This window comes from Anaplasma marginale str. Florida, assembly GCF_000215485.1.
In the GTDB taxonomy this organism is placed as follows: domain Bacteria; phylum Pseudomonadota; class Alphaproteobacteria; order Rickettsiales; family Anaplasmataceae; genus Anaplasma; species Anaplasma marginale.
This window is the reverse complement of record NZ_AFMS01000102.1, coordinates 1-24639: the sequence shown is the minus strand read 5'-3', so window position 1 is coordinate 24639 and position 24639 is coordinate 1. Positions and strand designations below refer to the sequence as shown.

21 protein-coding genes and 4 pseudogenes are annotated in these 24639 nt (G+C 50.9%); 6 read left to right on the top strand and 19 right to left on the bottom strand.

Annotation, left to right across the window (positions count from 1 at the left end; translation table 11 throughout):
• The 16 genes and pseudogenes from GAC_RS02845 to GAC_RS02775 all read right to left on the bottom strand — a co-directional run.
• Window positions 1–715: pseudogene (locus GAC_RS02845) on the bottom strand (porin); the annotation flags it as partial.
• A gap of 27 nt (window positions 716–742) precedes the next feature.
• The gene (locus tag GAC_RS02840) at window positions 743–2422 is read right to left on the bottom strand and encodes a hypothetical protein (RefSeq protein WP_011114428.1); all 1680 of its coding nucleotides are present in this window, start codon (window positions 2420–2422) and stop codon (window positions 743–745) included.
• A gap of 285 nt (window positions 2423–2707) precedes the next feature.
• Complete coding sequence (locus tag GAC_RS02835; RefSeq protein WP_010267852.1) at window positions 2708–3469, bottom strand: cytochrome c1; 762 nt, start codon at window positions 3467–3469, stop codon at window positions 2708–2710.
• Entirely contained in the window at window positions 3470–4690 is a 1221-nt protein-coding gene (locus tag GAC_RS02830) for a cytochrome b (RefSeq protein WP_010267854.1), read from the bottom strand.
• Between the two features lie 11 nt (window positions 4691–4701).
• Window positions 4702–5226 carry a ubiquinol-cytochrome c reductase iron-sulfur subunit gene (gene petA / locus GAC_RS02825; protein ID WP_011114430.1) on the bottom strand — a complete coding sequence of 175 codons (525 nt, stop codon included), beginning with the start codon at window positions 5224–5226 and terminating at the stop codon, window positions 4702–4704.
• 308 nt (window positions 5227–5534) lie between these two features.
• Window positions 5535–5681, bottom strand: a complete 147-nt coding sequence (locus GAC_RS06005; protein WP_241759950.1) for a hypothetical protein — start codon at window positions 5679–5681, stop codon at window positions 5535–5537.
• A complete protein-coding gene (locus tag GAC_RS02820) occupies window positions 5678–6298 on the bottom strand; it encodes a hypothetical protein (protein ID WP_241759949.1) in 621 nt (206 codons plus the stop codon). The genes GAC_RS06005 and GAC_RS02820 overlap by 4 nt, the downstream gene beginning before the upstream one ends.
• Window positions 6299–6572: 274 nt before the next feature.
• Window positions 6573–7376 carry a metal ABC transporter permease gene (locus GAC_RS02815; protein WP_010267856.1) on the bottom strand — a complete coding sequence of 268 codons (804 nt, stop codon included), beginning with the start codon at window positions 7374–7376 and terminating at the stop codon, window positions 6573–6575.
• A 5-nt stretch (window positions 7377–7381) separates the two neighbouring features.
• Window positions 7382–7735, bottom strand: a complete 354-nt coding sequence (locus GAC_RS02810; RefSeq protein ID WP_010267859.1) for an Mth938-like domain-containing protein — start codon at window positions 7733–7735, stop codon at window positions 7382–7384.
• Between the two features lie 21 nt (window positions 7736–7756).
• Window positions 7757–8632, bottom strand: coding sequence for a translation elongation factor Ts (gene tsf / locus GAC_RS02805; protein ID WP_010267861.1), 876 nt, complete (start codon window positions 8630–8632; stop codon window positions 7757–7759).
• 35 nt (window positions 8633–8667) lie between these two features.
• Window positions 8668–9652 (bottom strand): annotated as a pseudogene (gene rpsB / locus GAC_RS02800) (30S ribosomal protein S2).
• A gap of 148 nt (window positions 9653–9800) precedes the next feature.
• Window positions 9801–10390 (bottom strand): annotated as a pseudogene (locus GAC_RS02795) (Maf family nucleotide pyrophosphatase).
• Entirely contained in the window at window positions 10384–10719 is a 336-nt protein-coding gene (gene infA, locus GAC_RS02790; RefSeq protein WP_010267865.1) for a translation initiation factor IF-1, read from the bottom strand. Before infA ends, GAC_RS02795 begins: the two are co-directional and overlap by 7 nt.
• A complete protein-coding gene (locus GAC_RS02785) occupies window positions 10716–11831 on the bottom strand; it encodes an efflux RND transporter periplasmic adaptor subunit (protein ID WP_010264959.1) in 1116 nt (371 codons plus the stop codon). Before GAC_RS02785 ends, infA begins: the two co-directional genes overlap by 4 nt.
• Complete coding sequence (gene lpdA, locus GAC_RS02780) at window positions 11797–13212, bottom strand: dihydrolipoyl dehydrogenase (protein ID WP_010267870.1); 1416 nt, start codon at window positions 13210–13212, stop codon at window positions 11797–11799. The genes GAC_RS02785 and lpdA overlap by 35 nt, the downstream gene beginning before the upstream one ends.
• A 7-nt stretch (window positions 13213–13219) precedes the next feature.
• On the bottom strand, window positions 13220–14389 hold the full coding sequence (locus GAC_RS02775) for a PQQ-like beta-propeller repeat protein (RefSeq protein WP_010267873.1): 1170 nt from the start codon (window positions 14387–14389) through the stop codon (window positions 13220–13222).
• A gap of 319 nt (window positions 14390–14708) precedes the next feature.
• On the opposite strand from GAC_RS02775, the gene der reads away from it, so the two are divergent.
• Complete coding sequence (gene der, locus GAC_RS02770) at window positions 14709–16025, top strand: ribosome biogenesis GTPase Der (RefSeq protein ID WP_010264970.1); 1317 nt, start codon at window positions 14709–14711, stop codon at window positions 16023–16025.
• 107 nt (window positions 16026–16132) lie between these two features.
• On the opposite strand, the gene gpmI is transcribed toward der, so the two are convergent.
• Window positions 16133–17617: a 2,3-bisphosphoglycerate-independent phosphoglycerate mutase gene (gpmI, locus tag GAC_RS02765; protein ID WP_010267876.1), complete on the bottom strand. Its 1485-nt coding sequence runs from the start codon at window positions 17615–17617 to the stop codon at window positions 16133–16135.
• Window positions 17618–17918: 301 nt separating this feature from the next.
• Between gpmI and carA the strand changes: the two genes are divergently transcribed.
• From carA to dut, 4 genes are all read left to right on the top strand, one after another.
• Entirely contained in the window at window positions 17919–19019 is a 1101-nt protein-coding gene (carA, locus tag GAC_RS02755) for a glutamine-hydrolyzing carbamoyl-phosphate synthase small subunit (RefSeq protein ID WP_037330697.1), read from the top strand.
• Between the two features lie 166 nt (window positions 19020–19185).
• Window positions 19186–19317, top strand: coding sequence for a hypothetical protein (locus tag GAC_RS06150; protein WP_262406092.1), 132 nt, complete (start codon window positions 19186–19188; stop codon window positions 19315–19317).
• Complete coding sequence (gene ispH / locus GAC_RS02750) at window positions 19296–20231, top strand: 4-hydroxy-3-methylbut-2-enyl diphosphate reductase (RefSeq protein WP_037349391.1); 936 nt, start codon at window positions 19296–19298, stop codon at window positions 20229–20231. The genes GAC_RS06150 and ispH overlap by 22 nt, the downstream gene beginning before the upstream one ends.
• Before the next feature lie 201 nt (window positions 20232–20432).
• Window positions 20433–20876, top strand: a complete 444-nt coding sequence (gene dut / locus GAC_RS02745; protein WP_010270240.1) for a dUTP diphosphatase — start codon at window positions 20433–20435, stop codon at window positions 20874–20876.
• A 46-nt stretch (window positions 20877–20922) separates the two neighbouring features.
• Here the strand turns inward: dut and GAC_RS02740 are convergent, their stop codons facing one another.
• Window positions 20923–22296: a UDP-N-acetylmuramoyl-tripeptide--D-alanyl-D-alanine ligase gene (locus GAC_RS02740; protein ID WP_044051795.1), complete on the bottom strand. Its 1374-nt coding sequence runs from the start codon at window positions 22294–22296 to the stop codon at window positions 20923–20925.
• A gap of 240 nt (window positions 22297–22536) precedes the next feature.
• Between GAC_RS02740 and GAC_RS02735 the strand changes: the two genes are divergently transcribed.
• Entirely contained in the window at window positions 22537–23154 is a 618-nt protein-coding gene (locus GAC_RS02735) for a DUF2460 domain-containing protein (protein WP_010264990.1), read from the top strand.
• 14 nt (window positions 23155–23168) lie between these two features.
• On the opposite strand, the pseudogene GAC_RS06000 reads toward GAC_RS02735, so the two are convergent.
• Window positions 23169–24639 (bottom strand): annotated as a pseudogene (locus GAC_RS06000) (type IV secretion system protein); the annotation flags it as partial.

The following is a 24639-nucleotide window of genomic DNA, read 5'->3' as shown; positions in this document are numbered from 1 at the left end:
ACGAGAGCCTCATGGGCAAAACCCCCAAAAATCTACGAGTCTCTCTCAGAACCCCAACTCTGTCAAAGCTGCCGATAGACCGGAAAAGATTTTCGCTATACAACCCTGGGTACATGTGGAAAGGCATGCCGGAAGCGTACCCCAGGAAGCACCTAAGGTACTTACCCCACGCTCCACCTCCTCCTCCAGGAATCAAAGCCAGCACGTCCGCCTTCATGGAGGATTCTACGCCCTCCTGGTAGCCAAGCAAGAAGGTGCCGTAGGGCGTATCGGCAAATATCCTGCTACCAGCACCAACCATCTCATCGTAGAATGACTTCCCAAAAGACCCTACAGGGACCGACAGAGCAAAATCCGCTCCGTAGGCCAACCCGAGCGTACTTCCTTTCGACCTCAGTCCAACTGCAAGCGCGGCATCATAGCTAGTCCCCCAGCTACCTAAATTATGTTCAAAAACATGCGTATCACCTATGCCGTGCCTGCCGTAACGACGAGATTTAATTTCTTCATCACCGCGCACCCGTCTGTGCCCCTCGTGCTCATCTCCAACAGGATTATCATCCAACAGCCACGCGTAAGAGAGCACTCGCCCGGTGACAAAAGCATACCCCTTACCTACCTCCTCCCGAGGCTCGGAAGCAGCCATACCTCCAAAAGAGACAAACAGCAACGCCGCTGCCATAACCGGAGCCACCAGAGAACCTTTATGTACCATACAACACCCTCAAAACTAGATACCTGACTAGAAGACCAGCCTCACGCCGGACATTAACACATCAAAATCGTACGAAAGGTGACTATCAACCCAGCCTTTCCCTACAAAGCCTCTAGCAAAATCGTACTCCACAGAAACCCTGTGCAGCTGCGCGAACAGTGCACAACGCACATCGATGCCTCTGTACAGATCATAACTGACCCTCACACCAAAATCATCCACTTCCGCCGAGGACACGTATCCACCCTTCACGCTGGTGAAATACGATAGCTCTGCACGAACAGGCCCGGAACCATAACCAACGCCCATCACAAGATAACTTGAGGGACGCCAAGCTGGATCAGTTTTACCGCGGCTCCAGTCAACAGTGGAGCCTACAAGGGGGCCCCTAGGGTAACCAGAATTACCCAGGTGCCCGTACCCAAACCCAAAATCTACGCCCCCAACCTCTACGCTGGCAGACATACCAACCGCAGCAAGCGCGCAAAAGCCACCAACTGGCGCTACGTCCCCATAACTTCTAGAGATCCCGGCAGCGGGAGCCCATTCTGCAGCAAACGCCGCACCAACTTTTACTTCTTCCCCCCTAATGTAAAACGAACGCTCCGCCGACAAAGCTGCACTCACAACATTCCTGTAGGCGGGAGCGTACAGCACATCATCTGCCAGGATGGTTCTGGACACACCAACAGCGGATTCGTTAGAGGCACCAACGTTTCCAGGAGACTGATCTGCAGGCGTGTCGCCACCACCTTTCACAGACTTGCGACGTACGCCACCCTGGTTCGCATCCCCCACCTCATCAATAAACCTCCACTGCTCCTCTTCCCCGTGCAGTGAATCTTCGTAGTAGTAGCCCCTAAAGAGCTCCGAGTTGTATCCAGTGGGAGAGTAACTCAGACCAAACCTTACACCAAAAAGCGTGGGTGACTGATAAGAGAGCCTAAACGGAAGGTTGTTAGCAAAATATCTGCTATAGTGCCTGCTGTACTCATCCACGCCATAGTAATCCACTACGCTATTCTCGCGAAAGACAGACTCGCTATACAGCCCAGGATACAGCAACGCCGCACCGCGCAGCCACCACCACCCCTCACCATGGGAGAAAAAGTCACCCTTCAGCATAGGCAACTTGTACTTCATCAAAGTTGGATCCTGCCCGCGCACAAAATCATCGAAGACACTCCTGTGCGACTTGGGAGAAGAAACGACAGACTCAACCCCCTCTTGATATCCCAGGGAGAACCTACCATATGGAGTTAGAACAAACACCCGACTACCGCGGTTAACAATGGCCTTGCCCTCGCCCTCAACAGCGCCACCAACCTCCGGCACCAAGAGCTGAAAATCTGCTCCATACAACACGCCAGAATCCGCTACATACTCAAACGACAGGTTTCCAATAAAGTCGCAGTCTCCATTCCATCCCAAATCCTTCGAGATCCTACCTTCAGCTTTAACAGAATCTCTAAATGAGCCTATGGAGCCGGCACCAGCGGAAAATTTCGGAAGCATGGCGCGCCCTCCCCAACCATAAAAGAGGATCTCGCCGCCAAACGAGAATTCATCATCCCCACTGCGCGTGGTACCACCCTTACCGTAAAATTTCACCTCACCACCCGCAGAATCATGGGTAGGACCGGCAAGAACAACAAGGCTAGGGAAAAGCCCGCAACAAACCGCACAGAACGCCAGCAGGACCCGCATAAATCAACCTTAGAAGCAACACGCTGCGGTAGACTACAGCATTTGCAATCATAATACAACCAAAAATGTGCATCTACACGCGCATAAAACACCCAATACGCCCGGAAAGCTACTCTACACAGTACGTGTTCTGCCACAAACCTAGGGCGTACCATATCGGCATTCGTTCACAAACCCGCCATGGTGGAGGTTGATAGCAATACAAGAAACGGCTCGCTCTACCTGAATCCGAAGGCCGCAACGCATGGCAACCTTGCCACGGGCGGGGCCATGCAGCCCAGTTACCTATTTCAGCAGCGTCCTATAAAGCCTGGAGTACATCACAGCAAACAAAACGGTACCGACGGCCAGCGAAAGAATTACCTTCATTCCAAGCTTCTTCCTACGTTCCATCTCGGGCTCCGCCGCCCATTGCAGAAAATTCACCACATCACGCGCGATATTTTCAACACTGGGCTCAGTACCGTCAGAATAGCTCACCACGCCCTCAAAAATAGGGGGAGCCATGGCGATCTTCCCCCCGGGAAAATGCCTGTTCAGATAAAGGCCACTCTCGTCGGCTTCACTGCTCTCATAACCTGTGAGCAGGGAATACACATAATTGGCCCCATCGTGGCGGGCTTTTATTATTAGAGATAAATCTGGTGGATAGGCACCGTTGTTCGATGCAGCTGCAGCCTCTCTATTGGGAAAGGGGTTAGGGAAGTAGTCCGCGGGTATTCCAGGCCGTTCAAACATCTCACCCACCTCGTTAGGCCCATCGCGTATCGAATAAGAGCCTGCTATCGCAGTGATTTCCTCATCAGAAAAGCCCACGTCTCGCAGATTACGAAACGCAACCCTGCTCACAGAATGGCAGCTGGAGCACACCTCTTTGTAAACCTGATAGCCGCGCTGTATAGCACTTCTGTCGAAAGATCCAAAAATGCCGCTGAACTTCCACTTTTGCTGTACAGCACTTTGCGTTTCTGCGTGCATCACCCCCGAAAAGGACACGCCAAGCGCAAGCAAGACCACAGCCAACAAAACCGGTGAGTATCTCCCCATCTATTTCATCTCCGGCACGGCATCACTGATGCTCTCGGGCAGCGGCTTACACCGCTCATACTTGGAAAGCACAGGTAATATGATGAAAAAGTAGCAAAAGTAGTAAAAAGTCGCCAGCCTACTGAAAGACACAAACGGCTCGCGCACCTCCTGGCTACCCAGCCAGATCAACGAACAAAAGTCCAAAATAAGGATCCAGTAACAGACCTTGAAAATAGGGCGGTACTTACCGCTTTTTACAGGTGATCTATCAAGGACAGGCAACAAAAACCACACCGCTATGGAGCCGAACATGGTCACAACCCCGAGGAGCTTATCTGGAATAGAGCGCAGCATCGCGTAGAACGGGAGGAAATACCACTCAGGCACTATATGCTCGGGAGTTACCATAGGATCCGCCTCTATGTAGTTATCGGGATGACCCAGATAATTGGGAGCATAAAACACGAAAAGATATAAAAGGACGAAGTATAACCCGAACGTTATACAATCCTTCACCAAAAAATACGGATAAATGGGCACAGTATCGCGCTTTGACTTCACCTCAACCCCACTGGGATTCCCAGAACCGAACCTGTGTAATGCGGCAATATGCACAACTGCAAGTGCAACGAGCACAAACGGCAGCAGGTAGTGTAGCGCAAAAAACCTATTCAGCGTAGAGTTGTCTACGGAGAAACCACCCCACAACCACCTCACAATGCCTTCACCCACAACGGGAACGGCAGAAAAGAGGTTAGTTATGACTGTAGCGCCCCAAAAACTCATCTGACCCCACGGAAGCACGTACCCCATGAACGCGGTGGCCATCATGATGAAGAATATTGTGATGCCAAAAAACCAGACCAGCTCCCTGGGCTTTTTATACGAACCATAATAGAGCCCACGAAAAATGTGGATGTAGACAACGACAAAAAAGAAGGATGCACCGACTGCGTGGGTATAGCGTATAAGCCACCCATAGCGTACATCACGCATTATGCGCTCCACGCTGTCAAACGCGTAATCAACATGCGGAGTGTAGTGCATGGCGAGAAAAACGCCGGTCAAAATCTGAACCACCAGCGCGATCCCGGCTAGCGACCCAAAATTCCACAGGTAATTAAGATTCTTCGGCACCGGGTAGGCAGCTAGGTGTTTGAGGAACCCGCCCACAGGTAGCCTATACTCTATCCAGGCCCGGATACCCTGCCTACCAGAATCGCTCTTGCCTCCAGACATACCTCACACTCCTACACAGTAGACTCAGCGCTCTTTTTTCCGATCACGACGGTGCTATCATCGGGGAAGTAGTAGTCAGGCACGGAAAGATTAAGCGGCGCCGGACCCGCAACCACCCTACCAGATGTATCGTATTTAGAACCGTGACACGGACAGTACCACCCCTTCGTGCCATCCTTCACTTCCACGGGCACACAACCCAAATGTGTACAAATGCCCAGCACAATTAGCCATTCGCCGCTCTCTTGACGGGTGCGTTGTTGGTCACTTTGCGGATCACGCAGGTCCGCAACATTAACCGCTCTAGCATCTTCTATTTCCTCCGCAGTCCGTCTGCGTATGAACACCGGCTTCCCCTGCCACTTAACAACCTTGGTGCTACCCTCCTTGATGCCAGATAGATCCACCTCAATCGTAGCATGAGCCATTACATCTGCAGACGGGTTGAGAGACTCAACCAGAGGATACACGAAAGACGCCGCCCCCATGCACGCCATAGAGAGCGTGGTAAGGCCCAAAAAGTCCCTACGCTTCATTTCACCACGTGGGACGCACTTGTCCTCTCCCTCAACCACAGCAACACCCTCCCCACATGTATGCCGAAACCCCCACCGGGAACCACAGCGGCCGTATTGTAGCAAATAATGCACCCAAAACAAACAAATTTATCACCACAACACCCACAACACACCTGCTGCGGTTACGTATGTGTGAGCGTCCAGCACTACCCGAACAATGGTGCATCGCGCTAAAGATGTGTGAGCGCGGCAACTATAGGGCACAATCCGCCAGTGAGATAGCTCTAAAATATGCACTTACCCCACAACCATCTGCCATACAAAACTCAGGCACAAATGGAAACTTCCTCCACGTAACACGCATCTGCTTTTTCCTTGATCTCCTTAGCAGACTTTTCTGTAAAGGTGCCAGATACTATCTTTTCCTTCACAAGTGCAGACAGATACTCAGAAGTTCTTATGTTATACTTCACATCCTCAGGGAGAGCGTTGTATCTCTCAGCGCTGTCAACGATCCTTTCGTAATGCGCCTGGCTTTTTTCGCATGCACGGGCGAGTTTTCGAAGCGTGTGGCCCTGCTTTTTTTCGAATTGCCGTGCCTACCAACAACCGTGGAGCAGCACCCAAGTGTGCCGAGAATCATGAATGAGGCAACGATAGCCCCAACCACGGGATCTGGAATGCTAATCCCCGCAGTGTATACACCAGACCCAAAGAGTTGCTTTAGTACGTATAGTAGGAGAATAGAGCCAATAGCTACACCCAAAACCACTTTGCAAATCGAGGATGCTGCCGCACCAACTGTGACACACGTACCATGATTTGCGGGCGGAAACCACCTCTCAGGAATTTTTGTATCGATAGAATCTAGAACGCAGAGCAAAGAGAAATGGTCAATTATCCTGCCTTTCATTATGGATTGTTTCACTGCCATGTTCTCGAGCTCCACCCTCAACCTTTCGCATTCGTTCACAGTCTCACTGTCCTCACGCGCGCAAAAATATTGGGCACAAAACACGGCGGTTAGCGCAGCAGTGCATGCGGTTACTACACATTGCGTCGTCAGACCGCCCTTTCTAGATCCTGGCATTTTACACCCCACTCAGTAACTCACGTAGCAAAAGCAGTTATAGCTTTTCCAAAGCTATACTAGTTCTGGCATCAATGTTCAAGAACAAAGTTTCCCGAAGGCGGGCCACTAAGGTTATACTCTCCGTGCTGCAAAATACTAGTGACGGAGATCTTCCACGTGGGACGAGTTAAGCCCATTCATTCGACAATTAACACAGTGTGCATTCGCTGTCATGCTTGTTAAGTCACTGTCATCTCCCGGCATGACATCCCAGAGGAGGAGCCGCAAGACCTCACAGCTTTTTACTTTTTGAGAAGACGTATATCAGTAAAAGCATAGAAAAGGAGGCAACGATAATCATTGGCCCCGGGAATGTGTCAAACTTTGCCGCACACAACAACCCCAAAATACCTGAGATCGCAGAAATCACTACAGAAGTGATAACCATCTGTACCGGAGTTTTGGAAATCAACCTAGCCCCTGAGGCCGGTATCGTCAAAAACGACGTAATGAGCAGTATCCCAACTGAGCGTGAGAACAGTACAATCGCAAGCGCAGACACCACCAGAATTTCCGTTTTGATCTGGCCTGCCCTAATGCCCGCAGATAGCGAGAGATCGCGGCTTACAGAAACAGCCACCCAATACCGCCATCGCCAAACAAGCACAAATATGCCGATCGCGGCGATAGCTACCATTTCCAGTAAGTCACTTCTGCCTACCATGAGAACATCACCGAATAGCGAGTGTATAACGCGCTCACCGGGCGATGGTACCAGCGATAGTAAGATCATGCTGAGCGACATGACCACGCTCGTCATGATATTTAAAATGGTGTCTACCGCATGAATTTTGTCCGTAGTTAAAGAAATGATGAGTGCAAGCAGCACTGCAACCACAAACACACCGATAGATAGGTGTATTTCCAGTAGGAGAGCAATTCCCACCCCAAGAAGCGACGAGTGCGCTATGCTGTCCCCCATATAAGAAAGCCTATTCCAGATCATAACTGAGCCCAAGGGGGCGGTAATCAGGCTTGCAGTCAGGATCGCAAGAATCCCGTTAATAAAAAAATCTTCGAAGATAATATTGGACATCGCGATTACAGCGGAAGAAGCAGAACGGCACAGACATGTTCGCTTTCATGTAGCAGAACGTTATACATATCACAAGCCGCAGTCATGGACATAACTTCGTGACGAACACCTGAACGTTGTAGACGAGAGGAAAGGATGCGCGAAAACCGCTCAAAACCCCCACCAACCCCTATAGGCACCATTCTAAAGTCACCTTGCACACATGAAAGCACAGCCTCAGCATCACCAGAAAGCTCCAGCTGATGCGGAAGCGCTACAACGCTGTGGGGAAACACCACCGCAGGACCACGATAAACCGTCCCCCGGATGACAAAGCACTCACCATCGCAACTATCTATGGCATTTACCGAGGGAGACAAAATCGTAACCCCTTGGACACCCTAGCCAACCGAGAACAGTCTGTAAGCAACAATGCGCACCTCGCACCCTAAATCTTGACCCTTATTGTGCAGAAGATCACGAATTTTTGTACTACCATCCATTATGAACGTCTGTTCCAGCAGCACCATGTCTTCAAAAAACTTCTGCATTCTCCCATCTACTATCTTGCTTGCAACAGACTCCGGCTTACCAAGCGCCTCCACTTGTTTCGCCACTATCTCCCTTTCCCGCTCAACAATATCGTTGCTCAGAGTCTCAACGGAGACCGACTCGGGTTTAGCCGCAACGATGTGCATAGCCAGCTGTCTCGCGAACTCCAGCAACGCCTCAGTTTTTGCAGTGGTGGCTTCCAGGGCAACAAGAGCACCAGCTCTTCCGATACCCTCACCTACAGCACCATGTATGTAGCTTCCAATAACCCCAGGGCCTCCGAGCTCTAAAAAGCCTATTCCGCTCAAGACAATGTGCTCACCAAGAACAGCAGCGGCATTCACTACTTCATCAGCAACGCTTACACCAGACCCACCATCATAAGGAGATGCAGAAAAGCTGGAAAGGTCCTCCGCCCCGTGTTTGAGTAGGCTGCTAACAAGTTCTGCAGCGAGGGAGCGGAACTTCTCGTTACGCGCGACAAAATCGGTCTCCGAACCCAGCTTCAGTATGGCCCCTTTATCACCCTCAACACGCACCGCAACCAGACCATCGGCCGCATCCCTGTGTGACTTCTTATAAGCCTTGGACAGCCCCTTCTCTCTCAGATACACCTTGGCCTTCTCCATATCACCGGAACAGGTTTCCAGAGCCTCTTTACAATCACCAAGACCCGCACCTGTGATCTGACGCAGCTCCCTGATAGCTTCAACACCAACTTTCATAACCTACCTCATATAACAACAAGAGAGCACACGCATTATTCCAAAGCTGCACCATCAGCAACACCGGGATCTGGAAGCACGCCATCCTCCGCGGGTACATCAGCATCGTTAGGCCTACTGTCCGGCAACGCCGCGCTCTTGTGTGTATCAACTTCCACAACAGATGGACCAACCTCAGGTATATAAGGGCTAGCCCCAGCGGTGGGCCCACCAGCGCTTAACGTCTCACTCACAGGTGTATGACCAGCATCCGCTGCCGTCCCCGCATAAGACTCCGCAACATCACTTCCCTTAGCAGCAATATTCACCCCGGAACTTGCCAAATCCGAGCGTATAGCCTCCAAAATAGTTCTCGACACAGCGCGACAAAAGAAGTCTATAGACCTCACCGAATCGTCGTTTCCGGGAATTGGGTAATCCACACCACCGGGATCAGAATTCGTATCAAGAATGGCAACCACGGGGATCTTTAGCTTATTAGCCTCTCTAATAGCTATATGCTCTTTGTTGGTGTCAATCACAAATAAGGCATGGGGCAGCCCGCCCATTTCTCTTATACCACCCAGCGATCTTTCCAATTTACCCCTCTGCTTATCAAGCATTAAGAGCTCCTTTTTCGTAAACTGCCCCTCGTTATTGTTAATGAGCCTCTCAAACTCTACCAAGCGCCGGATGGAAGAAGAAACAGTTTCCCAGTTTGTAAGCATTCCCCCAAGCCACCTGTGGTTTACGTAATACTGGCCACATCTAGTGGCCTCCTCAGCAACGATGTTGGAAGCTTGAACCTTAGTGCCTACAAAAAGCACTCTTCCTCTTTTGAGCACCACATCATAAAGCACAGAAAGGGCATCTCTGAGAAGCACTAAAGTCTTTCTCAGATCTATTACGTGAATGTCTTTATACTTGTGCACTCCATATATGTAAGGGGCCATCGCTGGGTTCCAGCGGCCAGCCTTGTGTCCAAGATGTACCCCCAGCCTCAACGAGATCGCGGATACTAAATTCAGGCAGATTACCCATCATTACTCCAAAACTACTACAACAGTTAAACCTCCATAGCCCAACCCGCATATAAATACGGGACCATTGTACGGCTATGTGCGAAATGGCACGCCACCAGCGTCGGAAAAACACCGGCCCCCAATGCTAGCAGGCACTCTGCCCTTTATCAAGGAATATGTTTAAGATCGAAATAGCCGCACAAAAGGCAATATGTCTCATGCAATGGTAATCCGGCTATGGAGGAGTACGAACCTTGAATCCAAGAAATCAGCGCCCCGGCAAAGCCCTGTATTCCATACCCTCCAGCTTTACCTCTCCACTGCCCGGAGCTTATGTAATACTCTATCTCACCTTTGGACATACTCTTAAACTTGACGACGCTAACAACACTTCTCTCGTGCACTATACCACCAGGAGAACGCAGGCACACAGAGGTACAGACTCTATGCCTTCTACCAGAGAGCATTTCAAGATATCTTACAGCGCAGTCTTCACTCTCAGTTTTGGAAAGCACCCTCTTACCGCAATAGGCAACCGTATCTGCACCAAGAACGAATTTATCAGACCTCAAAGCCGCCACTGCATCCGCTTTGGTCCTCGCCATGCGCATGCAATACCGCCTGGGCAATCCCCCTTAAGCAGGCTTTCATCAATGTTGGGGGACACAACCTCACCGGGAACTACACCAATCTGCTCCAACAGAGCCAGCCGGTACTTCGAAGAAGAAGCAAGCACCAGACCTTCTATCTTCAGCATTCCCTATTCCTGAGCCTGCTAACAACTCGCCCTTTGCCCATGCCATCCTTGCTCACACCATAAGAGCTCACTTCAACCATAACTCGGTCATGCATTAGGATGCGTATCTTGCTCTTGCGTATCCTACCAGAAGCGTGAGCCATAACCTCACAACCGTCGTTCAACTTAACGATAAACACGGCGTCCCGGAGCAACTTTGTGACCACACCCTCAATCCTTACTACCCCCTCCTTAGCTTTCACCATACACCAGAAAAAATTACATGGCCGACATTGTAAAATATACACAGCATCATTGCAATTAGTTTCAAAGCCTCTTCCTAAGGTCACAGATTAACTTCCGTGCCAACTGTCACATACTCGTGACCGCGTGCTATAAGGTTCACATCATCAGGGACGCCAGAAACCCAGAGTTGCCCCCCTAAATCGTCCACTATCTCCACCTCAAAGAACCGCACTGTATTATTGTCGAGAACCTTCACACCAACTGCGCCGGTATCATCAAGGCTTAAGGAAGAAGAGGAAATTTTGTGAGTCTTGAACTTGCCAATAGGCACTCTAACCAACGCGGCCATTCCTTCAGTCACAAAAACCCCGCTTTTGTTATCAGCCAAAACCTCAACCATGTACGTCTTAGTGTCAGGAGAAGCAATCCTCCCAATGAAGGCGATATCACCGCGCAATACCTCACCGCTACCTAAAACAACATCGGCAGGACCATGGAGTTTCAGCTTTGATATGCTCTTCTCCGAAACGTGAGAGACAACTCTGAGGCGGTCAAAGCTTGCAATCTGCGCGATAGTCTGCCCACCACTGATAAAACTCCCCTCTTGGGGAACAATCTTGCCAACTATTCCCGAAAATGGCGCTTTGATACGTGTATTACGCAACTCTATTTGTGCGCGTTTCAAGTCAGCAGCAGCGGCCATAAGTGCAACGAGCGCTGCATTGTCCTGAGCTTCAGACCTGTAGCCAGTGCTGCTCAGAGACTCGGACGCGTCGCGCTCAAGTTGCCTCTGTTTCAACAAAGCTTCAGCTTGTTTGAGCCTTTCCACCCTGCCACACTCCTCTATCTCGAGGATGACCTGCCCACTTTCAACTTTGCTACCACTCCTGGCAACTACCCGCTCCACCTTGCCGCTAACCTCGGACAGAATGTTCATAAACTTTGAGGCATGGACTTCCCCGGTCAAATGTATAACCAGCTCCCTATCCTCGGCACGCAGTTTTTCCACCCTGATAATTGCAGGCAGCTTTTTACTGCCCGAGATGACATCACGCCCGGTCGTACCGGGTGCGACCAATCCACTCATAAGCCACAGGCCGCACATCATAAGAAGGCAGGCAGCAAGCTTGTAGCGCAACCTCAGGTGCAAAATCGCTTGCACTGTGCTGCGCAACGCACCACTAACCTTTTCTAGAGCAAGCAACTTCACACGCATCTCTAAAGACCTCGTTTACATCCGGATGGGAGTGGCATATGTGGCAAATATCCTTGGAAGAGGCCCGGTAGCCGAGAGCGACAACAGCCTCGTTAATCATGGTATCAGCGTAAGTACCTACGATGTGCACCCCAAGGATGGTATCAGTACGCTTGCATGCAACAACTTTAACAAACCCCTCACCTTCACCAGTAACCCTAGCCCGTCCGTTTGCAGCAAAGTTGCTCTTACCTACCTTGTAGTCATACCCCACGCTCTTCACGTAATCCTCACTTCGCCCGACAGATGCAACCGCGGGGTGTGTGTAGACCACCGCCGGAATGACGCCGTAATCCACGTTTGAATCATGCCCTGCAACCAGCTCAGCAACTGCATGCCCCTCCATTTCAGCCTTGTGAGCCAACATTGCCCCACCAATCACGTCACCTATAGCGAAAATCCCCTTTATGCTGGTCTCGTACCTGCTATCTACCGAAACAAAACCCCTATCGTCCAGCACCAATCCATCTACAGCAACTGTCTTGCCGACGTTTGGCCTGCGGCCTACCGCCACAAGAACCTTGTCAACCTCTACAGCTGATACTGCGCCACTAGAGATGGCTTCACAGCTCACAACCAGCTTGCCCCCTTTCTTCTCAGATACGGAAACCACTTTGTGTGACAGCATAAAATTGATGCCCTGTTTTTTCAAGTGGCTCAACAGCGCTTTGCTAACTTCGGAATCAAAACCCGGGGCGATGCAATCTGCATATTCAACAACAGTAACTTCCGCTCCCAGTCTGCTCCACACCGAAGACATTTCAAGTCCTATGGCCCCACCCCCTATGACAAGCAGTTTGCCCGGAACGTCCATGCCCAACGCCCCATCAGAGGATAAAATCCTGACTTCATCAATGTCGATGCCAGGTAAAGAGGCTGGAAGGGAACCCGTGGCAAGCACAACATTCTTGGCAGATAGCTCATCATCCGTAGGCGCTCCTTCACGCCTTACAACAATCTCAAAACCATCACCCATGGCGCGAGTAACAGTTGCGGCCCCACATAGCCTTTCCACCCCAGCAGAAGAGAACAGGCTGCCTATACCGGAGCCAAGCGCGTTTATTTCCCTGTCTCGCACTTCAAACATTTTGCGCAGGTCAAACTTTACATTGCTGGCCGTAACCCCAAAGTCCTTGAAAATATCCTTGGCCGCGTGATATTTGTAGGAATAGTCCAGCAAGGCCTTTGATGGAATACATCCAACTCTGAGGCAGGTACCCCCAAGCAGCGAGTTGTTGTCTATACTTGCAACCTTGAGGCCGAGCTTCGCGGCCTTGAGCGCGCATTTGTACCCACCTGGCCCGGCACCAATAACAGCAACGTCGTAATCACATACACCCATACGACACCTACGAAAGCACCATTAATCCTTGCTTCCCCGCAGAAGCGTATGCCATACCTTTAGACAGCATGAAAGGGCGGGTGAAAGCCCCAGGAATCTTGTATGACTCCTCAAGCGAACCCGAGAGTGCGTTCACCCCAAGAAGCCGTCCATTCCTTCCCAGCAACCACAACCTACCCCCAACAAGCACCGGGGAATTCCATCTGCCACCTCCTTTGATCCCGTCCAGATCGAGAATCCACAGCTGTGTTTTGCTCTCCGGATCAAAAGCCATTAGCTTGCCATCTCTGGTCAAGACAAAAATACCGGTTTTCTCTACACCAAGAACGTCATACACCTCAATGTCGGCAGACCACAATTTCTTCCCGGAAGATAGCTCTACACTCTCCAGAGCTCCAGAATCATTTACCAGCAGCACTTCCCTAGCGACGATCACCGGAGAGACCACACTGCGCCCGACCACGCCTAAATCCTTTTTGCCAAGGCCAATCTCCCAAACTTTATCCCCGCTATCGGCATCCAGGCATAGCACCTTGCCATCAGGCAGAAGCATGACGATTACATGCTTTTTGTGAGAGTAGGCAACTGATAGCGGGCCTTTTACCCGTATGTCTGAGGCACCAATCTCCTCGTGATGCCACAGCAAACCGCCATCAGCCACGTTAAAAACGTAGAGACAATTATCGATGACTAGCGCCGCAACGGCTTTGCCATCGTTCAAGGTGACAAGGTCTCCACTCAAAGGGTTACGCAGGACCCTCTTCCATTTTATGCGCCCATCCTTGGGATCAATGCCGTACAGTAGATTATCAATAGCGCACAGTAAAGTCCCGTCAGAGTACACAATACTGCCAGAGTACACACTACCTGTACCTTCTGCCAAGTCAACATTCCACGCTATCCCACCAGCATCTTCCTCGCTGAGCGCAACCAGCCTGCCGCGCCCATCCAGAACCACAATGCGGTTATCCACAACCACGGGCGGAAGCACAACATCATGAATGCCAACCAAGTTGCGCACCCGAGAAAACGTCTGATCAACTTCAGGCGCAATAAAAGACGTGGAGAGACCCCAAGTCCGCTCAGAAACAGCTAACTGCTTCACGGAGCCGGCCAACGCCGCGCCACCACTATGCAATAGGCAGAGAAATACTGAAACGACAGCTAGCAGCCGCATACAAACACAACAAATAATAAAGAACCGTGTTCATAATCTGACAACTTGTACAAAAATCAATCAATTTGTTGACTGCCATATCGCACCTAAGCGCCGCTTAACACCACACGAAAACTTCCTACGTGCCACATATGTGCGCATCTTCCACACAACAATAAATTGGGTATAACCATCACACTGTCGCGCAAAGTGCTGGTGCAAGCTTAGTGTGCACACGTTACCACGGCGTACAACTCCCCTCCCCATTTAAGGTGCTGCGCACTCTAGATATTGTTAGTATAATCCCCCAAGGACGCGGTTCCACCATAGGTCTTATATAATGCAAAAAGTGGCTATAGTCGGGCTCCCGAACGTGGGTAAGTCTACTATCTTCAACAGGTTAGTGAGAAGCAAGTCAGCCATAGTCAGCAATGTTGCCCACGTCACCAGAGACAGAAAGGAAGGTGTGGCGAACTTTTGCGGGTTGCAGTTTGTTGCCATAGACACAGGCGGGGTAGGTGCCGGCACCGGCATGCAAGCGCTGGTCACCGAGCAGGTTGAGCTTGCCTTGGAATGCACAGATGTGGTTCTATTCGTTGTAGACGCCAAAAAGGGCACAGATGCCGAAGATACAGACTTTGCAAAGTGGCTCAGAAAGAGAACACCGAAACCGGTCATCCTGGTGGTAAACAAGTGCGAAAGCAACAAGAGCTGTGCTCTTATAGATGATATGGAGTATTTGGACTTTTTAGGGCCCGTGTACATCTCGGCCGAACATAACCTGGGCATGCCAGACTTGTATGAGGTTATGTCACCCCTATTTGAGGGCGAACATAGGCAAAAGCCTCGTGAGAAGGCTATCACAATCTCAATCATCGGTCAGCCAAATGTCGGTAAGTCGACATTCATGAACAGTATTTTGGGAGAGAAAAGGGTCATTACCGATGGCACCGCAGGCACAACTCGTGATTCAATCAGCGCGGAATATTGCTACAAAGGGGTCAGGCTCCTTCTTACCGACACTGCAGGAATCCGCAAAAGAGCGAAAGTCACAGAAAATATGGAAAAACTTTCCATAAAATCGGCCACGGATGCTATATCAAGGTCTAGTGTTGTTGTGCTTATGGTCGATTTTACGCTCGGAATAAACCAACAGGATCTTTTCATAGCTGATACCGCCATCAGGGAAGGAAAAGGAATAGTGGTCGTTTTAAACAAGTCAGACCTAATAGATGACAAGGCAGTTGAAGAAGAGATATTGCAGGCGATAAGGCGGCACAGTAGGGTGGATTTTGACGTACCCATTATGAAAATTTCCGCGCTACGAGGCACCGGGTGCAGCAAAGTTCTGGACAGGGCAATAGAGCTGCATAAGTCTGCAAGCAGTAGAATCAGCACCGCACAACTCAACAGATGGCTCAATGTCGCGCTGGAGCACCACGCCCCTCACCTGCAGAACAACAGAAAGGTTAGATTGAAATATATAACCCAAGTGTCGGCATTACCACCAACTTTCGTAGTGTCGGCAAATACGACACATATTGAGGATAGCTATTTGCAGTATCTCAAGAATAGCTTTATCAGAAACTTTTCCATGCAGGGCGTGCCAATCAGGCTTATCATAAGAAAGAGCCATAACCCGTATTCAGGCAAGTGAAAACCCTAGCAGCCCGCCCCCTTAGGCGCTGGACTACTAACCACACACACTGCAGTTAGTCCTGACCAACTGCAACCCGTAGTGCAGCCGGCACACCTACGTGCCCATCATTCCGGCGTCAGCAGGGAACTTCCCGTCATCTCGTCTGGTTTCGCTATCTCCATGAGCTCCAAAATCGTCGGGGCAACATCGCACAACCTGCCATCAACGAGGCCAAAGCGCTTGTCACAATTACACAGCACCAGGGGCACCGTGTTAGATGTGTGCGCGGTAAACGGAGTGCCACGCATATCAAACATTTTTTCGGCATTTCCGTGATCAGCAGTTATCAACATAGTTGCACCAGCCTTCTTCGCGGCGTTGAACACCATTTGCAAACACGCATCAATCACAGATATCGCCTTCTTTACGGCTTCGAGGTTTCCAGTATGTCCTACCATATCCGCATTAGCATAGTTTACCACAATCAGGGAATATTGCCTGGATTCAATGCGCTCCACCAAAACTTCTGTCATCGGGAATGCAGACATCTCTGGCTGAAGATCGTAAGTACCGACCTGAGGTGAGGGAATGATGACTCTATCCTCCCCGGGAAATGGTTCTTCTTTGCCTCCGCTGAAGAAGAACGTCACATGTGCGTATTTTTCAGTCTCCGCAATCCTGAGCTGCTTAAGTCCGCACTTAGAAACAACCTCCCCCAAAGTGTTGCATATATTCCTGGGTGGGAACAGGGACGGCACCTGAATTTTTTCCGAATAGCGGACCATGCCGAGAATGTTGGAAACCTCCTGCGATCTGTGCAGGATCATACTCAAAATTTGCACGATCCTGTCGCTTCTAAAATTAGTGAGCAATATTCCATCCTTCGGGGAAAACCCCTGGTAGTCACCGATAACAGACGGTACCAAAAACTCATCCGAGATTCCTTCGCTGTAGCTGCTCTCAATGGCGGTCATGGCGTCTCTATACCTTGGCCCCCGCGCCAGAGCGATGGCTTCATAAGCCTTTTCGGTCCTGTCTAGCCTATGGTCCCTGTCCATGGCATAGTAGCGACCACTTATAGTCGCTATGCTGATGTCATATGAGTGCACAGCGTCGTTCAAAGCCGTTACGTGCTTTTTTGCCGAACGAGGGGAAACATCACGCCCATCTAGGAACGCGTGTATCAGAACTTTGATGCGTAGTTCCGCAAGGACCCGCGCAAGCTGGGTTATATGATCTTGCAATCCGTGCACCCCCCCATCGGAGAGTAAACCCATTATATGGCATACCCCGCGCCCATTCTTGATCGCTTCAGCGAATTGCAGTAGGTACGGATTGCTGTGAATCTCGCCGATTTCCGCGTTGATCCTCTGAAGATCTTGCAGCACCACCCTGCCAGCACCGAGGCTTATGTGCCCAACTTCAGAATTCCCAACCTGAGCTGCAGGAAGCCCCACATCCTCACCACTGGCAGACAAGCTGCTGCGTGGACATCCGGAAACTACAGACTCCCAAAAAGGCTTGCGGGCAGCATGTATGGCATCACACTCATCACCGTTACCATTGCCCCATCCATCGAGTATGCAGAGTACAACCGCGCTGCCCGACATACACTTTATTTGAGCTAAAAGAAAAACAGGGCCAATTCTACAATACCTTACGCGCCATAGCAAATAACTATCGTCTGCGCACCAACGCCGCAACTTCTAAGTTGAAAATTTCGCGCCCCTACCCCTGCTGCACGGTGTAGCCATCTGTACAAACTATATACGAATAAACCGGGGTGTCGCATCAGTGGCGGCACCATATGAACATAACACCAGAAAATGCATATTAAAATCTACAAATAACCCGTTAACTTTTGTCAGGTTTTGTACTACAATACCGGGGTTTTTGTTTTCGTTACTAGCCATGATATATGGCCGTCATGATGCAGTGCTGGTGCTGTCGGATGGTCGCCACTTTTTCGGTACATCCCTGGGAAAAAGGCAAGACTGCGTAGGTGAGGTGTGCTTCACTACAGGGTTCACTGGCTATCAATATACCATAACTGACCCGTCATTTGCCGGGCAGATAGTGGTTTTTTCCTTTCCGCATATAGGAAATGTAGGCGTCAATAGCAGAGATTTCGAATGTGAGCATGTGCTCGCAAGGGGCATAGTGGTCAGGGAAATGTCCCACGCGTCTCACGTATCTTCATTGGCTGACCTAAACTCCTGGATGGAAGCCAGCGGAGTTAGCGGAATATCGGGAGTTGATACCCGGGCGCTTACCTTGCATTTGCGTGAGCATGGTTCACAAAACGGGATAATACACTGCTTTGACGACCCGGATCTGCTAGATTTACAGAAGCTGAAAAGCGCTGCCATGGCGCCCACAGTGCCCACTGTAGCTACTGAACTCCCTCATTTGAAGAGTCATCAGGTTTCACATACCGGTTTGAGGATCTGTGTCATAGATGTAGGAGCAAAGCGTGGAATAATGCAGACGTTATCCACCCTTGGGTGCGCTATATACGTTGTAGCAGCGAGGGATGATTTCGTGACGCAAATTATGGATTTGCGCCCACAGGGGATAGTAATCTCCAACGGTCCTGGTGACCCTCACGCCGTCCCAACTGACACAATAGAACAGTTGCGCGTCCTGCTGCAGCAGGGAATACCAATGCTCGGGATATGTCTAGGACACCAACTACTAGCTATTGCCATAGGGGCAAAAACCGTCAAAATGCGGCACGGCCACCGGGGAAGCAACCATCCGGTATACAACGTTGCAACCAAGGCTGTTGAGGTAACCAGCCAAAACCATGGGTTTGCCGTAGACGCGCAGACTTTACCAGAAAATGCAGAAGTCACCCATATATCATTGTTCGATGGCACAATAGAGGGCATGAAATTGCTAGATCGCCCGGTACTTTCTGTGCAATATCACCCAGAAGGGCACCCTGGTCCGCATGACTCGCATTATATATTCAGAGATTTCGTAAACCTTGCTAGAGCCTACAGATGGTGATATTCGGACCGCAGGTCGCTGCGCCACTTGCAGTTCTGGAATATAAGTTGCAAATGCACTGCACCCAGTAATGCCCACATGGCATTGGTGCAAGAAATCGCGCGCCTTGGACGCTAAACTGTGCACGTATTCGCCTCTAGAGCCAACTATCGGTGTGGCTCCCCGGATGCTTGACAGCCTAGATTGGAGGCTGTACAACAAAACCACAGCGTGTGCCGCGGCTATTGCGGGGTCATGCTGCGTAGTCGCAGTGGCGGCTTCTTTCGTCGGGGTTTTATGCTTGGTAATGTCGAAGTAATTCTGGCTCGGCCGCGCGGGTTCTGTGCGGGCGTAGAAAGGGCAGTACGCACTCTTGAAAGTGTTGCTAGCAGGTACGCCGGAACCAGAGAAGTGTACGCGCTACACGAGATTGTGCACAACCTCCACGTTGTAAACAGCTTCAAAAAAATGGGCGTAAAGTTCGTTAGTGCACTACATGAAGTGCCGGAGGGGGCGGTTTTGGTGTTCAGTGCACATGGTGTATCTCAGCAGATTAAGGAGGAGTCTAGGCGCAAGGGGCTCACTGTAGTTGATGCAACCTGCCCCCTGGTCACCAAAGTACACCTGGAAATACAGCGGTACGACAAAAGCGGGTATCAAGTCATACTAGTGGGGCATAAGGGACACAGGGAAGTGGAAGGCAGCATGGGGCAGGTATCTAACCCAGTGGTTCTTGTACAGAACGTTCAAGATGTACAGAGTATTAAAACCCCCAGCGCGGCCAAGCTCGCATACGTAACCCAGACGACGCTCAGCATGGATGACACCGCAGAGATAATCAATGCTCTAAAGCTCAGGTTCCCCCAAATAGTGGGGCCGGACTTACGCGACATATGCTATGCAACCCAGAACAGACAAACAGCGGTCAAGGCCATGTCACAAATGGTGGATGTTGTGCTCGCGATAGGCAGCAAGAACAGCTCCAACTCTAATCGTCTGTTAGATTTAGCAAAGGCTCAAAATGCCAGGGCCTACCTCATAGACTCGTACAGAAACATAGATCTGGAGTGGTTGATTGGCGCACGCAGAATTGGAATCACTGCAGGTGCTTCCGCCCCGGAAATTCTGGTACAGGAGGTTATTGACTATTTAGGCTTGCACGCAAACCTGAAGGTGCGCACCATGGACGGGGTCAGCGAAAATATCACTTTCAAACTGCCCGAGCTTGATTAGCCAAGCGTCAAGGCATTTTGTGTCACCTTATGTCTTATCGCAGGCAGCACCCTGCACGCGCATTCGCAACCTGTAATCCCCCACCCAACTGTATGGTACCGCAGCCACAGTTAGATTTTCATACGTGATTTGTATCTGCTGGCACTTGATTATTCACGGGAAAAACAGTAGGATCGCCGAAGATTCGGAGGTCGTGGGGTTGTGTTGAAAGTCAAGATTTTGAGGCTCGCCTCAGGGTATGGGTTGCCCTTGCCGTCTTATGCCACTCCCAAAAGTGCGGGGTTGGATTTGTATGCCGCGGTTGACAGCAAACTGGTGGTGCACCCGGGTGGCAGGTGTGCGGTGAAGACTGGTGTGGCCCTGGAATTACCCGACGGGTATGAGGCACAAATAAGATCGAGGTCCGGTCTTGCTGCCAACTTTGGTATTTGTGTGTTGAATGCGCCGGGAACCATAGATTCTGACTACCGGGGGGAGATAACCGTGGTGCTATCGAACTTTGGTAGCGAGGATTATGTAATCAGCCGCGGTGACAGGGTTGCACAGATGGTGATAGCTCCGGTAGAGCGAGTAGAGTGGGAAGAGGTGAACAGCATAACGGCTACCAGCCGCGGAGAGGGGGGGTTTGGTTCTACGGGAACGTAAGGCACGCACCGCTGGTGCCGGTGGAGGGCATATTATCCCAGTAGGCTTAGGTCGCGTGTTCTGGGCACTCAAGCAGGTGTTTGACGACCAGCGATAGCTTGGTCGCGAACGAACCCTTAACCAGCACACCATCTCCCGGCTTGATGATGCGCTCCAGATGTGCAAGCGCTTCCCCATGGTCGGCAAAATGCCCTCCGCGCAGGTGCTGCGGTAGAACATCGTACAGCGCCAGCATGTGGCTTCCCACCGTGTATACTACGTCTATGTTGCTGTGCATTATGCGCTCAAGTAAGCCTCTGTGGTAGTGGCAGCTACCGCTACCCAGCTCGAGCATATCACCAAGTATTGCCACTCTTCGAAGGACGCGGGCGTGGTTCAGGTTACTGAGGTTCTCTATGGCCGCAACCATAGATAGCGGGTTTGCGTTGTACGCATCATCCAGCAGGACAATTTCTCTACCTTTGAAAGCGGTAACATGCACCTTACCCCTCCCTTCCAGCGGAACAAATTCTTCCATGGCCCCCCGGGCTTGCGTAAGATCGATCGAGAAAGCATGGCCCACAGCAGCCGTTATAGCAACTGAATACGCCAGGTGCCTAGCACCGCTTTTCAAGTTGTACTGTAACTCCTCACCAAAACACCTGAAAGTTACGGAGTTACTTGGTTCCTCACGTCTGAAAATCTGCACATCAGCCCCTACACCCACACCAAAACTTATGATACGCGCACAATAGCTTTCAGCCACGGCACGCATTTTGGCATAGTACTCACTATCGAAGTTCAGCACAGCAATGGCCCCATCTTTGACGTGGTTAAACACCTCCAATTTTGCGGCGAGAACACCCTCAACAGATTCAAAAAACTCCAAATGTGCCGGGCCCACGTTGGTAATCACTGCAACATCTGGCCTTGCAATACGCGATAGGGCATCCACTTCCCCGGGAGAATTCATGCCCATCTCGAGCACAACAAACTCTGCATCTTCCGTCAAATTTGCAGCATACAGGGGCATCCCTATAAGATTATTATAGTTCGCCTCGTTGTAATACACCTTGCCGTATTTGGACAGGGCCCCACTTAGAACATACTTCGTGGTAGTTTTGCCTGCACTGCCAGTGATCGCTATAACCTTGGCGCGCGTATCCCTCAGGCGCATAGTTGCAATATCGTGCAATGCCCGCAAAGTGTCTTTCACCGCAACTAAAGGCCCACAATCCGCAGTCGGGACGGATACCTCATCCACAACAGCGGCTACGGCACCTTTGCTGAATGCCTCCGGGACGAAGCAGTGTCCATCAAAGTTTTTACCCTTGATTGCAACAAATATATCCCCGGGGCGCAAGGTCCTGGTGTCTATAGATATCCTACCGAGCGACGTCCAGTCTTTTCCAAGGCACAGCCCGCGAACTGCAGCCCCCATGGATTTGGCGCACCACATATGCCGAGACAATAACACAAGCGCACATGCATACCACAACTATAACGACGAAACAAGTAGGGGTGCCACGTGAGCAACACCGGGCGGCCGGGCACTGAAACGTGTGCGCGTTTAAGGTAACTGGCACAGTTAAAGCGCGCCGCGCACTCCCTACACGCCATAATGCAGCACAGAAAGTGATTACCTCCCGCCGCAAAGGGGGATAAAATTTCCGAAGGCTGAGTGGAGTCTTATGTGCCAAACAACGAAGCAAAATTCCCTGAGAACATATCATACGGATCCATGGGAGGACCGACTTTTTCTACTGTCATTTCCGAACTCGGTGGCGGAAAAGAGCAGCGCAAAGTTAACTGGACGCATTCGCGCAATAGGTATAACGTGGCGTACAACACCGCATCCAGTGATCAGTGCAGTGCATTGATTAGCTTTTTCTATGCACACAGGGGAAAAGCCCTACCCTTCAGATTCAAAGACTGGTCTGATTACACAGCAACTGGGCAAAATATCGGAGTGGGTGATGGCAAAAGCCTGAATTTTCAGCTGGTCAAGCGCTACCACGCGGGACAATATTCCTATGTACGCAAGATTAGCAGACCGGTAGTTGGTACCGTTAAAGTATCTTTAGGTGAGGTATCGCAGGAATACGAGAGGGACTATAGCGTAGACTACAATAGCGGAGTCGTCACGTTCGCTGTGCCACCAGCACATAATGCAACCATCCACGCGGACTTTGAGTTTGATGTACTAGTCAGATTCGATACCGACTTTCTCGCTTTTGCGCTTGAAGCACACGGCAACTACGGGTGCCACGGCGTGTCATTAGTGGAAGTCAGCGAATAGCTATCCACCCAGGCCTATTGAGAAGACCCACCCAGACCGTCCAGTTCGGCCTTCAAGGTCGACAATTCAGCCTCAATACTCTGCTTGTCGGTCTCTGTAACGTTGGGCGAATCTAAAGCTTTTTGCAGCTCCACAATCCTCTCCTGAAGCGCGGACATTTGCCTCCTGCGCTCCTCCTGCTGCTGTCTCCTGGAAGCCCCACCAGACCCTGTATGCTTACCTGTTGACTGGCTTGCACTCGCCACCTTGCCACCAATCTCCGGACGGTGCGAGCCAAGCGTAGCGAGTGTTACATCCGCTTCTGTACCCGCTTCCGCAACGTCAACAGCATCTTCAAATTCGTCATCCGCATCATCGCTGTCAGTAGCGCCTTTGTCTTGCTGTTCTGTATCTTTAGCCTCAGCAACCTCTGTAGCTCCCTCTACGGCTTCTTCTGGCTGCTCATCAGAGATTGTTGTGGTATCATCTTGGTAGCCTGACATTCCCGTAGCTTCCGCCCACGCACACGCACCCTCAGCCGCGCTATATGTAACATCATATTTCACGCCACCTTCATCCTGGGCGGCATGTGTATGAGCTTCTTCGGTGTCTTGGTGCAAGACCGCTGCCTTCTCAGCCATATCATCACTTACCGCAGTGTCATCGGCCAGATCCGCAGAACTTTCGGCTGCAATCCCTTGCGAAAGCACCTCGTCAAGCACTTCTTGCAGATCACCACCCTCCCCTTTGGTGCCGCCACTGTATGCTGCATACGTTGCAGCTTCCGCTGCTGCGGACTCACCAGAACTTGCAGAAGCACCCTCATGTTCGCCCTCACCCGATCCTTCTTCTCCTTCAAGTCCATTTTTGCTGGTGTACGCCTGGTACACTTCTTCCCCAACTTGCGGGCCAGACTCCTTAGCATCCTCGTAGTCATCCCCGTGTACATCGCCGTAACCGAGCTGTTCTTCCCCACAGTCGTGTTCGTCCTCTTCATACCCCTTCTTGCTGGATTTTCTGCCACCTTCTGAGCTTGAAGTACCGCTCCTACCCCGATCGGATTTTGTGAGGGGCAGACTCCTATCCTCACCCACTTCACCCTCAGACATAGCCCCAGCCGCTATACCCTCTACAGCGGCTTTCTCATCACCTGCGGGCGCACCTTGACCAGCATCAGAAGCCCCGTCGTCATAGTCCGGGGTAGGATCGTAGTCCGGATCAGGGTCATAATCTGGAGTAGGATCGTAGTCCGGATCGGGGTCATAATCTGGAGTAGGATCGTAGTCCGGATCGGGATCATAATCTGGAGTGGGATCATAATCTGGATCAGGATCGTAGTCTGGCCTAGGTTCAACCTCCTGCGGCTCATCTTGCGCATCACTCGGAGTAGTCACCCGCGTACCAACTTCATCCTCAGACACAGCTTCCACCGCCAAACCTTCTGCGGGTTCTGCAGCGGCTTCCTCGCCATCCGCAAGCATGTCTTGAGAAGCGTCGAAAAATTCA